Annotated in this window: 11 protein-coding genes; 3 read left to right on the forward strand and 8 right to left on the reverse strand. The window is 61.8% G+C overall.

The window, feature by feature from the left end; translation table 11 throughout:
• Window position 1 precedes the first annotated feature (1 nt).
• Window positions 2-1,237 (reverse strand): metallophosphoesterase family protein, encoded by a 1,236-nt coding sequence (locus ACZ9EJ_RS11185; protein WP_046640478.1) that lies wholly within the window; start codon window positions 1,235-1,237, stop codon window positions 2-4.
• A gap of 115 nt (window positions 1,238-1,352) precedes the next feature.
• Here ACZ9EJ_RS11185 and ACZ9EJ_RS11190 point away from each other — a divergent pair, with 115 nt between their 5' ends.
• Entirely contained in the window at window positions 1,353-2,339 is a 987-nt protein-coding gene (locus ACZ9EJ_RS11190; RefSeq protein ID WP_046640477.1) for an aldo/keto reductase, read from the forward strand.
• Between the two features lie 172 nt (window positions 2,340-2,511).
• On the opposite strand, the gene ACZ9EJ_RS11195 is transcribed toward ACZ9EJ_RS11190, so the two are convergent.
• The 6 genes from ACZ9EJ_RS11195 to clpP form a co-directional block, all read right to left on the reverse strand.
• Window positions 2,512-2,979 carry a GNAT family N-acetyltransferase gene (locus tag ACZ9EJ_RS11195; RefSeq protein ID WP_046640476.1) on the reverse strand — a complete coding sequence of 156 codons (468 nt, stop codon included), beginning with the start codon at window positions 2,977-2,979 and terminating at the stop codon, window positions 2,512-2,514.
• 64 nt (window positions 2,980-3,043) lie between these two features.
• Complete coding sequence (locus tag ACZ9EJ_RS11200; RefSeq protein ID WP_046640475.1) at window positions 3,044-5,233, reverse strand: esterase-like activity of phytase family protein; 2,190 nt, start codon at window positions 5,231-5,233, stop codon at window positions 3,044-3,046.
• A 182-nt stretch (window positions 5,234-5,415) separates the two neighbouring features.
• A complete protein-coding gene (gene hupB, locus ACZ9EJ_RS11205) occupies window positions 5,416-5,691 on the reverse strand; it encodes a DNA-binding protein HupB (protein ID WP_007753405.1) in 276 nt (91 codons plus the stop codon).
• Between the two features lie 201 nt (window positions 5,692-5,892).
• The gene (lon, locus tag ACZ9EJ_RS11210; RefSeq protein WP_046635406.1) at window positions 5,893-8,313 is read right to left on the reverse strand and encodes an endopeptidase La; all 2,421 of its coding nucleotides are present in this window, start codon (window positions 8,311-8,313) and stop codon (window positions 5,893-5,895) included.
• 407 nt (window positions 8,314-8,720) lie between these two features.
• Complete coding sequence (gene clpX, locus ACZ9EJ_RS11215; RefSeq protein WP_046635404.1) at window positions 8,721-9,998, reverse strand: ATP-dependent Clp protease ATP-binding subunit ClpX; 1,278 nt, start codon at window positions 9,996-9,998, stop codon at window positions 8,721-8,723.
• A 285-nt stretch (window positions 9,999-10,283) separates the two neighbouring features.
• Window positions 10,284-10,916: an ATP-dependent Clp endopeptidase proteolytic subunit ClpP gene (clpP, locus tag ACZ9EJ_RS11220; protein ID WP_007753416.1), complete on the reverse strand. Its 633-nt coding sequence runs from the start codon at window positions 10,914-10,916 to the stop codon at window positions 10,284-10,286.
• A gap of 362 nt (window positions 10,917-11,278) precedes the next feature.
• Between clpP and ACZ9EJ_RS11225 the strand changes: the two genes are divergently transcribed.
• Complete coding sequence (locus tag ACZ9EJ_RS11225; RefSeq protein WP_251091093.1) at window positions 11,279-12,529, forward strand: GGDEF domain-containing protein; 1,251 nt, start codon at window positions 11,279-11,281, stop codon at window positions 12,527-12,529.
• 67 nt (window positions 12,530-12,596) lie between these two features.
• Window positions 12,597-14,372 carry a gamma-glutamyltransferase gene (gene ggt, locus ACZ9EJ_RS11230; protein WP_046640473.1) on the forward strand — a complete coding sequence of 592 codons (1,776 nt, stop codon included), beginning with the start codon at window positions 12,597-12,599 and terminating at the stop codon, window positions 14,370-14,372.
• On the opposite strand, the gene ACZ9EJ_RS11235 is transcribed toward ggt, so the two are convergent.
• Window positions 14,373-15,203, reverse strand: coding sequence for a hypothetical protein (locus ACZ9EJ_RS11235; RefSeq protein ID WP_046640472.1), 831 nt, complete (start codon window positions 15,201-15,203; stop codon window positions 14,373-14,375).
• Window positions 15,204-15,286: the final 83 nt, after the last annotated feature.

Consider the following 15,286-nt stretch of genomic DNA (forward strand, 5'->3'; position numbering starts at 1 on the left):
ATCAGCCAGCCCTCGCCGCACGCGAGAGCAGGAGATCGCGGGCCTCCGCCAGCAGCGCTTCGGCATCGTCACCGAGTGCCAGATCGCCGGCACCTATGCCACCCGGCAGGCGGGCGGTGATCTCGGCGATCTTGGCATTCGCATCGGCGAGCAGTTCCGGGGCGAAGCCGCCCATGGGAATGAGGCCTTCGAGGCCGAGCAGGTCGGTCGCGACGCTCGCGCCGTTGGTTGCCGGTTCCAGCCGCACTTCCAGCTTTTCGAGCCAGATGTCCTGGTGAGAGCGATGGCAGGCGGCCTGCACCTCGTCTCGGAAGTCCTCGGCGCGGGCGGTCAGTTCGTTGCGGAATCGGCTTTTTCCGGTCAGACGGATGCGCAGCGCCAGCGGCCGGCCTTCCATCCGCTCGACGACATCTTCCAACCCATTCTCGGTGCGGCGCAGGATCGCCGGGATGTTGTCGTCCGGTTCGACTGCGACCCCGAGCTCGGCAAAACGGGCGCTGTCGGTAATGATCCGCTCATGGGTGATGCGACCGTCCTCGACGGTCACCAGGACCGCGCCTTTCGCCCCCTGCTCGCGGATCGAGCGGCCCTGGAGATTGCCCGGAAAAACCACCAGCGGGTCCTCGGCGACGATCTCGAAATCATGCACATGGCCGAGCGCCCAATAATCGTAACCGCGCGAGCGCAGGTCCTCGACCGAACACGGCGCATAGGGCGCATGCGGCTCGCGGCCGGTGAGCGAGGTGTGCAGCACACCGATATTGAACCAGCCCGTTTCAGGCTTCGGATAGGCCAGCGCCAGGTTCTCGGTCGCCGAACGTTCGGCAAAACCCTGGCCGTGCAGCGCCACCTTCAGGTGATCGAGCTTGAAACTGCCCGGCTTGTTGACCGGGAACTCGCTGACATTCTTCGGCAAGGTGATCGTTTTGGTGATGACGCTTTCGGCATCGTGATTACCCTTCAACAGGAAGACCGGAATGCCGGCGCGTTCCAGCCGTGCCACTTCACGGTTGAAGAACAGGCCGATCTTGTTGTCCTTCCAGTCGCCGTCATAGACGTCGCCGGCGACGATGAAGAAGTCCACCCTGCGCTCGACCGCCTGGTCGACCAGGGCTGAAAACGCCCTGCGGCTCGCCTCGATGAACAGTTCGGCAATCGCGGCATCCTTCAGCGCCAGCCCCTGGAAGGGACTGCCGAGATGCAGGTCGGCGGCGTGGATGAATCGGAAGGAGGTCATCGAATCGCTTGTTTCGGTTGCCGGAGCAGATCAGGTGTTTTAGGCAAATGCCGGGCACGAAGAAAGCTCGGGGTTCCGCAGCCTGTGGATAGCCCAATCAAACTCGGAGGACACCATGAGAAACCACGCGTTCGGACGCACATCCTTCACCGTCAGCGAGATCGGTTTCGGCGCCTGGCAGATCGGCGGCTCCTGGGGCGACGTCGGCGAAGCGGACGGGGCGAAGGCGCTGGAAGCGGCGCTCGATGCCGGCGTCACCTTCATCGATACTGCCGACGTTTATGGCGACGGCCGCTCGGAAAAGATCATTGCCGGCGTCCTGAAGTCGCGCGGCGGCAATCGTCCGATGGTCGCCACCAAGGCCGGCCGGCGCCTGAACCCGCATGTCGCCGAGGGTTATACCAAGGCCAATCTCGAAGGCTTCATCGACCGCAGCCTCAAGAACCTCGAGCTCGACAGCCTCGACCTCGTGCAACTCCACTGCCCGCCGACCGAAGTCCTTTACCGTCCGGAGGTCTTTGGCGCGCTCGACGATCTGCGCCGTGCCGGCAAGATCAAGAATTACGGGGTCAGCGTCGAGAAGGTCGAGGAAGCGCTGAAGGCGATCGAATATCCCGGCGTCACCAGCATCCAGATCATCTACAACATCTTCCGCCAGCGCCCGGCCGACCTGTTCTTCAATGAGGCCAGGCGGAAGAACGTCGCGGTCATCGTCCGCGTGCCGCTCGCAAGCGGCCTGCTGTCCGGCAAGATTTCTCGCGATACAGCCTTTGCCAAGGACGACCACCGCAATTTCAACCGGAATGGCGATGCCTTCGATGTCGGCGAGACTTTTGCCGGCGTGCCGTTCGAAGTCGGCCTCCAGGCAGTCGAGGAAGTCCGCAAGCTGGTACCGGCAGGAGCGTCGATGGCGGCCTTTGCGCTGAAATGGATTCTGATGAACGAGGCTGTCACCGTCGTCATTCCGGGCGCCCGCAACGAGGCGCAGGCCAGGGGCAACGCGGCGGCAGCCGACCTTCCTGCGATCTCGGACGACGTGATGACCGCGACTAAGGAAATCTATGCGCGGCTGGTCGCCCCGCATGTGCATCAGCGCTGGTAGAATATTCAGGAGTGGTCCGCCCCTCATCCCCCTGCCGGGACCTTCTCCCCGCGCGCGGGGAGAAGGAAGATGGAGCACCGGCGGTGCCACAAGTCCCTTCTCCCCGTCAGAACGGGGAGAAGGTGGCGGCAGCCGGATGAGGGGCTATCGCCGACGGTGCTTAGCTTTTCTTCTACACGCCGATCGTGAACCGGTAGATCGTCCCGCTATCGGATTTCATCCGCTCCACGTCACGTCCTCCGGCAGCGTCGATCACCCCCGGCCAGAAGGCCTGAGCGGGCGTATTCAACGCCATGACGCTCAATTCCCAGAGGCCGGGATGCGCGTGCAGGACTGCGGTCGCCGCGCCGCGTCCAGTACCATGCCGCCTCGCTTGCGGCACGATGTAGAATTCGGCGATCGAGAAATCCGTGCCTCGGCCGGATGGTGACCAGGTATTGACGAAGGCGAAGCCGATACATTCGCCGTTCCGTTGGATGAGATAGGGCCAGCGGCCTTCTGGCTCCAGCCAATAGGCATCGAAATACGGGTAGTCGGGGCCGGAGCCGCCATACCGTTCGGACTCCGCGAGGTATTCGGACAGAAGATCCCTCAGCAGAGGTTTGTGCGCAGCAGACGCCAGTTCTATGCCAATATCCATCGCATCTCCTTACACAAAAAGGCCGGGCAGAACCCGGCCTTTTCCGCTTCAGCCTTGAAGGGGCTTAGTTGGTGCCCTTGAGATCGACCGGGAAGAACAGCGTCTCGCCGGAGCTGTCATCGACGCCGTCGTTGTCGGTGACGGCGAAGGCCTTGCCGGACTTGTCGAAGGTGAAGCCTTCCAGCTTGTCAACCACGTAGCCGTTCGAAGCCTTCAGATCCGGGATGAAATCGTGGGCTTCTTCCTTCTTGACCACCGGCAGATCGGTGCCGATCTTGGCCGGCTTCAGGTCGGCGATCGCCACCCGATAGAGCTTCTTCAACTTGGCGGCATCGCCGATCAGGTTGTCGCGCTCGATGATGTAGACATAATCGCCATGGGCGGTGATTTCCGAAAGGCCGACCCAGCCGGCCCCGGCCTTCTCGAGCGGGTAGCGCACGGCGCCCCATTCCTTGGACTTCGGCTTGTAGGAGACGAGCTTGACGGTGCCCTTCGGGTCGTCCTTCCACTCGCGCTGCATCGCCATCCACAGAACCATGTCGTCGCCTGATCCGACCGTCGTCACGCCTTCGAAACCGAAGCGGGTCTCGCCGGCGAGCAGGTCTGCGGGCAGGCCGATCTCTGCCTTGATCTCGCCCTTGGCGTCGACATTGTAGAGGCCGTGACCGGTCAGCTTGGCGGAGTCGCCTTCCGACGCCAGCCAGAAACCGCCCTTGCCGTCGAGCGCGATGCCCTCGATGTCGAGTTTCTGGGCCGGCTGGCCGCCGCGGGTGATGCGCAGGACGCCGGTGATTTCAGCGGGCTTTCTGGTGGTGTCGATGGTGAAGATCGACGGCTGCATGTTGTAGACCGAGTCGCTGACGGCATAGAGGATGCCGTCCTTCTGGGTGTCACCGACGAGGCCCGAGAGAGCGCCCCAGCCGAGCACGTTGCCGTCGAGGTCCTTGGAGACGAGCTTCGGATAGTTGGCGACGCCTTCTTCCAGGGCGTAGATCATCACATGCGAACGGGCGCCGCCGTCCTTGCCGAGATCGACTTCGTTGGCGGTCACAAACAGATTGCGGCCAGGAATGGCGACGGCACCTTCCGGCGAGATGCCCGACGGCAGGATCTGCATGAGTTGCGGTTCGGCGCCGGTATCCTTGTAGACGGCGACAACAGAGGCGCGTTCGGCGAGCAGGAAGAGATACTTCTGGCCGTTGAAGGTCGCAGCTTCCATGCCTTCGACCTCGATGCCCTTCGAGCGCGCGCGCTTTTCCGGGAAATGGCCAAGGCGGGCAACCGCGCGCTCCAGCGAGGCGCCTGATTCGTAGAGAACCTTGCCGGTGCGGTCGAAGATGGTGAAGCCGCGCGAGCCGCCCTTCCAGTCGCCTTCGTTGGCGACGACGAGACGGTTGTTGTCGAGCCACTTGACGGCGTCAGGTTCGCGCAGCGCCGAAGCCTTGCCGGTGAAGGACAGCTGGCCGTCGGTCTTGTTGTCGATGCCTTCGAGATCGGCCTTGCCGGCGGAGAAGTGCCCGGTGACCTGGCCGGTCTTGCCGTCGATGATGACGATCTCGTTGTTTTCCTGCATCGTCAGGGCGATTTCGCCATTGTCGTTGATGGCGACGAATTCCGGCTCCGGATCTTCCGGCGCGACACCGGCAAGGCCGGTCAGCGTCACGTGCTTGATCGAGGCGCAGTCGGCGGTGCCGTCCTTCAGGGAGACGATCACCAGGTCACCGGCCGGCATCTGCGGGAGGGCGCCATCGTTGACCTCCTCGTCGCGCTCGTTCTCGATGGCGATCACGGCAAAGGTCTTGTCCTTGGAGACGGCGATCGAATCCGGCTGGCCGCCGAGATCGCAGGTCAGGTCGACCTTCTTCGTCGCAATGTCGACGACGGCGAGCATGCCGGTCGGCTTCTGCTTGCTTTCGCCGGTATTGACGGCGGCGAGAACCTTCTTGCCGACCGACGCAACCGAGGTCGGTTCGCCCTTGAAGGTCAGCGCGCCGAGCGGCTTCGGGGCCTTCGGATCGGTGATGTCGACGAAGCCGATCGCGCCGAGCGGGCTATCGGTATAGATGAGCGTCATGCCGTCTTCGCTGGCAGTGACGATTTCGGCCGAGCTCGGGCTCAGCTTGTCCTTGTCGGCGGGAAGATTGGCGGCGACGGGGAAAGACGCGATGCGGTTGAAAACCTGTTCGGCGCTTGCCGGCACGGCAACCGAAGCAAGAAGTGCTGCGGTCAACGCGGCACGAAGTGAAAACGTCATGGGAAGCCCTCCTGTCCATGAAACACAGGTGGCTTGTGAGCCACGGTCGTGACAGGCGGATGACAGTTTTCGCATCCGGGGTCGTGGCGGGCGGAGATTAGCTGTTCGTAAAAAAAGGCCCGGGGAAAAACCCGGGCCTTTTCAAATGCGAGACTGCAACAGGATGCCTTAAAGGCAGCGCGTTAGCTGTTGACTGCGTCCTTCAGGCCCTTGCCGGCCGAGAACTTCGGCACGTTACGTGCCGGGATGTCGACTTCAGCGCCGGTCGAGGGATTACGACCCTTGGACGCTTCGCGACGGGAAACGGAGAAGCTGCCGAAACCGGCAAGACGGATGTCGCCGCCCTTCTTCAGTTCAGCCTGTACGGTCTCAAAAACGGCGTCTACAGCGGATGCGGCATCAGCCTTGGAGAGGCCGGCCTTCTCGGCCACTGCGGATACCAACTCATTCTTATTCATGTTTCCACCCCTTTCAAACGGTTTTGGAACGACTCATGTAATCGGGGCAGACAATAGTCAGGAGCCCGCCCGTGGCAACCCAAAAGCTCCGCAATCGCCTGAAAAACAAGGGGTACGCGTTATTTTTCACAAAAAAAGCCGGCGTTGTGCCGGCTTTTTTCATTGCTGGTGCCAATTTGGCATAACCCAAAAGGCTATCGATCAGTGCGCTATGGTCACGCCTGCGTCGTCCACACCTTCGACCGTGGTGATCAGCGGGGTTTCCACCGTACCGTCCCATTCGATCGCTTCCGGCTGACGGACAAGCGCGTGACGGATCACCTCGCCCATGCGGGAAACCGGAATGATCTCCATGTTGTTCTTCACGTTGTCCGGAATCTCGGCCAGATCCTTGGCGTTTTCTTCCGGGATCAGAACGGTCTTGATGTTGCCGCGAAGGGCGGCAAGCAGCTTTTCCTTGAGGCCGCCGATCGGCAGAACGCGGCCGCGAAGGGTGATCTCGCCCGTCATCGCCACGTCCTTACGAACGGGAATGCCGGTCATGATCGAGACGATCGCGGTTGCCATGCCGACACCGGCCGACGGGCCGTCCTTCGGGGTCGCCCCTTCGGGAACGTGGACGTGGATGTCCGACTTGTCGAAGCGCGGCGGTTCGATGCCGAAATCCACGGCCCTGCTGCGGACATAGGATGCCGCCGCCGAGATGGATTCCTTCATGACTTCCTTGAGGTTGCCGGTGACCGTCATGCGGCCCTTGCCCGGCATCATCACGCCTTCGATCGTCAGCAGCTCGCCGCCGACTTCCGTCCATGCGAGACCCGTGACCACGCCGACCTGATCCTCGCCCTCGGCTTCGCCATGGCGGAACCGCGGAACGCCGAGGTAGTCGGAGATGTTGGCCGCGGTGATCGCAACCGACTTGGTCTTGCCCTTGATGATCTCGGTGACGGCCTTGCGGGCGAGCTTCATCAGCTCGCGCTCGTAGCTACGAACACCGGCTTCCCGCGTGTACTGCTGGCTGATCGCCATCAGGGCATCGTCGGTGATCGAGAATTCGTTCGGCTGCAGGGCATGTTCCTTGATCGCCTTCGGCAGAAGGTGACGCTTGGCGATCTCGCGCTTCTCATCCTCGGTGTAACCGGCGATGCGGATGATTTCCATACGGTCCATCAGCGGCGCCGGGATGTTCAGCGTGTTCGCCGTGGTGATGAACATCACGTCGGACAGGTCGTATTCGACTTCCAGGTAGTGGTCCATGAAGGTCGAGTTCTGCGCCGGATCCAGCACTTCGAGCAGGGCCGAGGACGGATCGCCGCGGAAATCCATGCCCATCTTGTCGATTTCGTCGAGCAGGAAGAGCGGGTTGGACTTCTTGGCCTTCTTCATCGACTGGATGACCTTGCCGGGCATCGAGCCGATATAGGTGCGGCGGTGACCGCGGATTTCGGCTTCGTCACGGACGCCGCCGAGAGCCATGCGCACGTATTCGCGGCCGGTCGCCTTGGCGATCGACTGGGCGAGCGAGGTCTTGCCGACGCCCGGAGGGCCGACGAGGCACAGGATCGGGCCCTTGAGCTTGGTCGCGCGGGCCTGCACGGCGAGATATTCGACGATGCGTTCCTTGACCTTGTCGAGGCCGAAGTGATCCGCTTCGAGGATCTTCTCGGCATTGTTGAGGTCGGCCTTGACCTTCGACTTCTTGCCCCACGGAATGCCCAGCAGCCAGTCGAGGTAGTTGCGCACGACGGTGGCTTCCGCCGACATCGGGCTCATCTGCTTGAGCTTCTTCAGCTCGGCATCGGCCTTTTCCTTGGCTTCCTTGGACAGCTTCGTCTTGGAGATGCGCTCTTCCAGCTCGGCCATCTCGTCGCGGCCTTCCTCGCCGTCACCGAGCTCCTTCTGGATCGCCTTCATCTGTTCGTTGAGGTAGTACTCGCGCTGGGTCTTCTCCATCTGGCGTTTGACACGCGAGCGGATACGCTTTTCCACCTGCAGGACGGAAATCTCGCCTTCCATGAAGCCGAGCGCCTTTTCGAGGCGGAGCTTGACGGAAACCGTTTCCAGCATTTCCTGCTTTTCGGTGATCTTGATCGACAGATGCGAAGCGACCGTATCGGCCAGCTTCGAATAGTCCTCGATCTGGCTTGCGGCGCCCACCACTTCCGGCGAGATCTTCTTGTTGAGCTTCACGTAGTTTTCGAACTCGGAAACCACGGAGCGCGACAGGGCTTCGACCTCGACCGCATCCTCGTCGGGTTCGGCAAGAACGCTCGCCGTCGCCTCGTAGAACTCTTCACGATCGGTATAGCCGTCGATCTTGGCGCGCGAGCGGCCTTCGACCAGAACCTTGACGGTGCCGTCGGGCAGCTTCAGGAGCTGCAGCACGTTGGCGACGGTGCCGACCTTGTAGATTGCCGAGGGTTCGGGATCGTCGTCGCCGGCGTTGATCTGGGTGACTAGCATGATCTGCTTGTCGGAACCCATCACCTCTTCGAGCGCGCGAATAGACTTCTCCCGTCCGACGAACAAAGGCACGATCATATGCGGAAAGACCACAATGTCGCGCAGCGGCAGCACCGGATAGGTTTCGCTACCAGGCGTCGCAGACGTTGAATTCGTCATTTCATTTCCTTTCCATCGTCCCGTTTCCGGGATACGTCCCGGGCAAATCACCCGGGCACTTCACTCTCGCCCAAAGTGGAGTTTTCGAAATTTGATTTCAAGCCTTGCAAGGCCGCCGCCGCATGGGATTGTGACAGGGGTATTACAAAGCGTGCGCACATTACGCCACGCGAAACGCCAAGGACACGGGACGCGACTCACCGGAACGGCCAACCTGCGATCACATGCAGGCGAAGCAGCCCGAACATCGATGATCTTCCCGCAACGTCTCTAATGCAAGACGAATATGGTGCAATTCTTCGCGAGACAAAAATGGTGGAAAAATCGAAATAAGCAAGGCTATCCACCAACATAAAAAAGAGGCCCCGATAGGGCCTCTCCATGGTGCGATCCGGAACACAGACGGATCAGGCCGAAACGTTCGCCTTTTCATCCTGCCGGTCGGCATAGATGTAGAGCGGCCGGGCGTTTCCACGCACGACGTCGTCCGAGATGACCACTTCACGCACGCCTTCGAGCGTCGGCAGTTCGAACATGGTGTCGAGAAGGATCTTCTCCATGATCGAGCGCAGCCCGCGGGCGCCGGTCTTGCGGGTGATCGCCCGCTTGGCGATCTCGCGCAGCGCATCCTCGTGGAAGGTCAGATCGACGTCTTCCATCTCGAACAAGCGCTGGTACTGCTTGATCAGCGCATTCTTCGGCTCGGACAGGATCTGGATCAGCGCGTCCTCGTCGAGGTCCTCGAGGGTCGCCAGAACCGGCAGACGACCGATGAATTCCGGAATGAGGCCGAACTTCACGAGATCTTCCGGCTCCAGTTCGCGCAGCACTTCGCCGACGCGACGGTCTTCCGCAGACTTCACGGAGGCGCCGAAGCCGATCGAGGTCTTTTCGCCGCGGGCCGAGATGATCTTGTCGAGGCCTGCAAAGGCGCCGCCGCAGATGAACAGGATGTTCGTCGTGTCGACCTGCAGGAATTCCTGCTGCGGATGCTTGCGGCCGCCCTGCGGCGGAACCGAGGCAACCGTGCCTTCCATGATCTTCAGAAGCGCCTGCTGCACGCCCTCGCCCGACACGTCGCGGGTGATGGACGGGTTGTCGGACTTGCGGGAGATCTTGTCGACTTCGTCGATGTAGACGATGCCGCGCTGGGCGCGTTCGACATTGTAATCCGCAGACTGCAGAAGCTTCAGGATGATGTTTTCGACGTCCTCGCCGACATAGCCGGCTTCGGTCAGCGTCGTGGCATCGGCCATCGTGAAGGGAACGTCGATGATGCGGGCGAGCGTCTGGGCAAGATAGGTCTTGCCGCAGCCCGTCGGGCCGACCAGCATGATGTTCGACTTCGCAAGCTCGACGTCTCCGCCCTTGGAGGCGTGCGCCAGGCGCTTGTAATGGTTATGCACCGCGACCGACAGAATGCGCTTTGCCTGCTTCTGGCCGATGACGTATTCGTCGAGGACCTTGATGATGTCCTGAGGCGTGGGCACGCCGTCGCGGGACTTGACCATCGAGGTCTTGTTCTCTTCGCGGATGATGTCCATGCACAGTTCGACGCATTCATCGCAGATGAATACGGTCGGCCCGGCAATCAGCTTCCGGACTTCGTGCTGGCTCTTTCCGCAGAAAGAGCAATACAGGGTATTCTTGGAGTCGCCGCCGTTGCTGCCGCTGACTTTGCTCATATCACTTTCCTTCCAGCACTCCGCACTCTCGTCAAAACGGGCGCGGTCCACTCTACCGCTTGCCGGCGCGCGCCCGACGGGCCTTGCGCGCCTGCCTTGCCTTAAGGGTACTCTACCGATCCTGCGCACACCATGCGGGATCAGCGGCAACGAAACCCCTAAGAAACGAATGCTATGTCATAAAAGTTCACCACAGCATTAATAAGTACTAATAGCGCTTTCCGTGCGACTTGAAACCCCTTTTTGCTCACATCGGGGTGAGGTGCACAGGTCCCGCAATCAGACTCAGTCTCCGGAGCCACCTTCCATTTCCTGACGCGATGTCAGGATCTTGTCGATGACACCCCAATCCTGGGCTTCGTCGGCCGTCATGAAGTGGTCGCGGTCGAGGGTCTTTTCGACTTCCTCCAACGTGCGGCCCGTATGCTTCACGTAGACCTCGTTAAGACGTCTTTTCATCTTCAATATGTCACGGGCATGGCGTTCGATATCGGACGCCTGGCCCTGGAAGCCGCCGGAGGGCTGGTGCACCATGATGCGCGAGTTCGGGGTAGCAAAGCGCATGCCCTTCTCGCCGGCGCACAGGAGCAGCGAGCCCATGGAAGCGGCCTGGCCGATGCAGAGCGTCGAAACCGCCGGCTTGATGAACTGCATCGTATCGTAGATCGCCATACCGGCGGTAACGACGCCGCCGGGCGAATTGATGTAGAGGGCGATTTCCTTCTTCGGGTTTTCCGCTTCCAGGAAAAGAAGCTGGGCGCAGATCAGCGACGCCATATAGTCCTCGACGGGACCCGTCAGGAAGATGATGCGCTCTTTCAGAAGACGCGAATAGATGTCGTAGGAGCGCTCACCGCGATTGGTCTGTTCGACGACCATCGGCACCAAGGCCATTGCGGTATCAACTGGATTTCTCATGTCCGTCCTTTGTCAAGCACTTGCCGAAGGCGGATAAGCGCTCCGGAATCAAATGGAATGGGTCATCCCTACATAGAGTGTCAACGCCCGGTACTTCAAGACGGAGCATCCGATATCCTTAACTGCCCGGGGATGCGCGAGGCTGACCGCTATTACGATTCTCCCCGGATCACAGCCGGCAGAGGCGCCGTTTTCCCTGATGGCACAGGTTTTTGCGCGATCAGGGTAAAGCAGGCGTGAACATCGTCTCGAAAATTCCCCCGCGACGGGCCGAACGGGGATTTTCCGTGATTCGATGCAACCTCGTCTTAAAGACTGCATGTCATGTTGGACCCGCTCGATTTCGAGTATTGGAGTTTCGGGTGGATATTTTAACGGGCCTGATGATCTGGGCGGCGGAGGCGCTGACGCTTGCCGTCCTCCTGTGCTCACGCTGGTATTACGAGCGGGACCGGTTCTACCTGAGCTGGGGCAGCGGTTTTGCGCTGCACGGGATCGGCGTTATCCTTGTCGCGTTGCGCGGCGACATTCCCGATTTCGTCTCCATCCAGATCGCCAATACGCTCGCGCTCGCCGGCGTAGGCCTGTGGATCGCCGGCCTCCTGCAGTTCGACCGAAAGCCGGTGGACGCCTATATCGCCATTCCGGCGCTTCTCTGGGTGGCGGGCATGTTCCTCTATCCGATACGCGAGAACTTCGCCAACCGGGTGGCTCTCCATAATGTCGCGACCATGGTCGGCCATGCGATGATGATCTCCATCCTCCTCAGGAACAACGGCGCGTCGAGGATAACGCGGCGGGTGCTTGCGGCCTTCATTGCCATACAATTTTGCGCGAACGGCGTGGTCGCAGTTCTGGCGGTCATCGGTGAGGCAAAATCCTTCGGGCCGTCGCCGCAATCCCCCTGGCTGCTCGTTCCGGCGGCAATCTGTTTCATCGCCAGCATCATGACCGGCTCCAAGCTGCTGACCGAGCGGTCGGAAGAGAAACTCAAGACGCTTGCCGTTACCGATCCGCTGACCGGCGTTCTCAACCGGCGCGGCCTGATCGACCAGTTCCATGCCCTGAAAAAACTCGAGAACGAGGAGAAGCCGCTCATCGCGCTCCTGCATTTCGACCTCGACAACTTCAAGCAGATCAACGACCGCTGCGGCCATCAGGCAGGCGATTCGGTGCTGGTCGCCTTTTCGCAGGTCGGCCAGACCTCGCTGCGCGGCCGCGGCTTCTTCGGCCGCATGGGCGGCGAGGAGTTCGCCTCCATCCTGCGCGTCGTCGACATGATCGAGGCCGCCAGCATCGCCGAGGCGATCCGCCTGACGCTCAAGCGCCAGACCATCGCCGCCGGCGAGCACAATATCACGGTCACCGTCAGCGCCGGCATCGCGCTCGCGGGCGCAGCAACCGCCGACCTCGACCTCCTGCTCAGCGCCGCCGACCGGGCCCTCTATACCGCCAAGGACAGCGGCCGCGACCGCACGGCGATCGATACCGGCACCGAAGCCTCGATCGTTCCGGCCGTCGACCGGCAGGGCGAGGAGGAGACGCCAACCGACGTGCGCGCCAGCCACCAGGTCGCAGCCCTGAAACGCCTCGCTTCGCTCGGCAAGCGCTGACGTGCTCTTGTCCTCGTCATCCTGAAACCCACATTCTTCCGCAGGGATAAAACGCGGAGGGTGCGTCATGCGGGCCGGATTTTCGGGGATCAGTCTTTTCGCGGGCATTTTTCTTTCTGCCTCGATATTTCCGGGCGGCACGGCGCTTGCCCAGCAGGCGTCCGATACCGTTGCGCCGGAACGGGCAACGGGGTTCACATCCGCAAAGCGCGTCGAGACGAAAAACTTCATGGTCGCTGCCGCCAATCCGCTGGCGGCCGAAGCCGGGCGCGATGTGATCGCCAGCGGCGGCAATGCGATCGATGCCCTGATCGCGGTGCAGACCGTGCTCGGTCTCGTCGAGCCGCAGAGTTCCGGCCTCGGCGGCGGCTCCTTCCTCGTCTATTACGATGCGGCCGCCAACAAGCTCACCACCTTCGATGGCCGCGAGACGGCGCCGATGGAGGCAACGCCGAAACTCTTCCTCGACGCGCAGGGCCAGCCGCTGAAGTTCATGGAGGCGGTTATCGGCGGCCGTTCGGTCGGCACGCCGGGCACGGTGCGCCTCCTCTCCGAAGTCCATAAGCGCTACGGCAAAGCCGACTGGGCGAGCCTGTTCGAGCGGGCGGAGAAACTTGCCGCCGACGGTTTCCAGGTCTCTCCCCGCCTGGCTTCGCTGATTACCGCCGACGGCGACCGGCTGAAGAAACACGACGGTCCGAGGGGTTACTTCTACGACGCATCCGGCGCGCCCCTGAAGGCCGGCACGGTACTCAAGAACCCTGCCTATGCGGAAACGCTGAAGGCGATTGCGACCGGCGGCGCCGACGCCTTCTACAAGGGGCCGATTGCCGAGGCGATCGTCAGAACGGTGCGCGAAGCACCGGGAAATCCCGGGGTCCTGTCGCTCGCCGACCTTGCCAATTACCGCATCAAGGAACGCGAGCCGGTCTGCGCCGCCTACCGGGCGCTCGACGTCTGCGGCATGGGTCCGCCCTCCTCCGGCGCGGTCGCGATCGGCCAGATGCTTGGGCTGATCGAGAATTTCGACGTCAAATCCCTCGGCCCACAGAACGCCGGGAGCTGGCGGATCATCGGCGACGCGCAGCGGCTTGCCTTTGCCGACCGCGAACGCTACCTCGCCGACCCGGATTTCCAACCCTTGCCGATCAAGGGCCTGTTGAAGAAGGATTATCTCGGCAAGCGCGCTTCGCTGCTCGACGGGACGAAAGCTCTCGGCGCCGACCTGGTGAAGGCCGGTGAGCCGGAATGGGACCATGCGCTGCTGTTCGGCCGCGATGCGGCGATCGAACTGCCTTCCACCAGCCATTTCGTCATCGTCGACAGAGAGGGCAATGTCGTTTCGATGACCACGACGATCGAAAGCGGTTTCGGCTCGCGGCTGATGACCAACGGCTTCCTGCTCAACAACGAGCTGACCGACTTCTCCTTCAAGACCCATGACGGCAGCCTGGCCGTCGCCAACCGGGTCGAGCCGGGCAAGCGGCCGCGCTCCTCGATGGCGCCGACGATCGTGATGAAGGACGGCAAGCCGCTGCTGGCGATCGGTTCACCCGGCGGCAGCCAGATCATCGGCTACGTTGCCCAGGCGCTGATCGCCTATATCGACTGGGGCATGCCGGTGGAGCAGATCGTCGCCCAGCCGCATTTCATCAACCGTTTCGGACCTTATGAGATCGAGGCCGGCACCGAGGCCGAAAAGCTTGCCGAGCCTTTGAAGGCACTGGGTTACGAGGTGAAGCCCGGCGAGATGAATTCCGGCCTGCATGCGATCGAAATCACCGCGAGCGGCCTTGCCGGCAGCGCCGACCCGCGCCGCGAGGGCGTGGCGGTCGGGGAATGATCACATTTCCGCGTCGCCATAAGCGAGGGCCGTCTTGGTCGGCCCGTTGGGATCGACCAGCGGCGACTTGAGAAGCGTCATCAGCGTCACCCAGGCCTTGCGCACGACCTTGATATCCGCGTGACCTTTTTCGAGGGCGAAGCGGAAGCTGAACTCTGCGGCGATCGGCGTCTGGGGCTCGCTGTTCTTCCACCAGAGGATGAGGGCGCATTCCCCGTCGATCTCCTTCGAAAGCCGGATCCACCCCTCCTCGTAGACATGCTCGACGATATGCAGGCCGGCGACGGTCTGGACCGGGGTGTCCGGGTCCGGCAGCCCGGCCTGTCGAATTTCCTTGTAGGGCGCGAGGCACTCGCCGACCGTCGCGGGCATGTGCCCTGGATCGAAATCCGCGTCCACCGAGCGGCTGAACAGCGCCCATAAACGGGGCGTGTCGCCGGACAGCATCCCCTTCACATCCTCCTCGAACTTGGGCTCCTTGTCGTCCTTGTCCCTCAGGTCAAAATCCTGTGCCCTGGCAAGCAGGCGGTCGCCATGCCGGAATTTCAGCGTCGCCTCCCAGGCTTTGCTGGAGCCGAGTTTGCGGCGCAGGCGGAAAACCAGATCGGAACGATGGTAGAGGTCGCGTTTTCCGGTATCCAGGAAAAAGACGTCGCGCTGCTTGCTGTCGTTCAGGGCATCGAGCTTGCCGTGAGTATCGATATCCGCAGCCTGCAACTCCGCGCGGATATACTCCCAGAAGCGCGCCACCGCGGCCCGGCAGGCGGTCTCATCGCCTGTGAACACCTTGGCATGCAGCATGACCTTGTATTCGCGCGATTGCAGACGCAAGGCTTCCCCCCGCTCGGTAGCCGCTCCTGTAGCGAAACATGGCCGCAATCCTGAATTGCGTCAATTGTGCAATCTTTCCGGCG

It is taken from the genome of Neorhizobium sp. USDA 3394 (assembly GCF_056280385.1).

Bases quoted from the DNA above. Each gene is read 5' to 3' on its own strand.
- ACZ9EJ_RS11185 (WP_046640478.1), bottom strand. From the start codon at position 1,237: ATGACCTCCTTCCGATTCATCCACGCCGCCGACCTGCATCTCGGCAGT.
- ACZ9EJ_RS11190 (WP_046640477.1), top strand. From the start codon at position 1,353: ATGAGAAACCACGCGTTCGGACGCACATCCTTCACCGTCAGCGAGATC.
- ACZ9EJ_RS11195 (WP_046640476.1), bottom strand. From the start codon at position 2,979: ATGGATATTGGCATAGAACTGGCGTCTGCTGCGCACAAACCTCTGCTG.
- ACZ9EJ_RS11200 (WP_046640475.1), bottom strand. From the start codon at position 5,233: ATGACGTTTTCACTTCGTGCCGCGTTGACCGCAGCACTTCTTGCTTCG.
- hupB (WP_007753405.1), bottom strand. From the start codon at position 5,691: ATGAATAAGAATGAGTTGGTATCCGCAGTGGCCGAGAAGGCCGGCCTC.
- lon (WP_046635406.1), bottom strand. From the start codon at position 8,313: ATGACGAATTCAACGTCTGCGACGCCTGGTAGCGAAACCTATCCGGTG.
- clpX (WP_046635404.1), bottom strand. From the start codon at position 9,998: ATGAGCAAAGTCAGCGGCAGCAACGGCGGCGACTCCAAGAATACCCTG.
- clpP (WP_007753416.1), bottom strand. From the start codon at position 10,916: ATGAGAAATCCAGTTGATACCGCAATGGCCTTGGTGCCGATGGTCGTC.
- ggt (WP_046640473.1), top strand. From the start codon at position 12,597: ATGCGGGCCGGATTTTCGGGGATCAGTCTTTTCGCGGGCATTTTTCTT.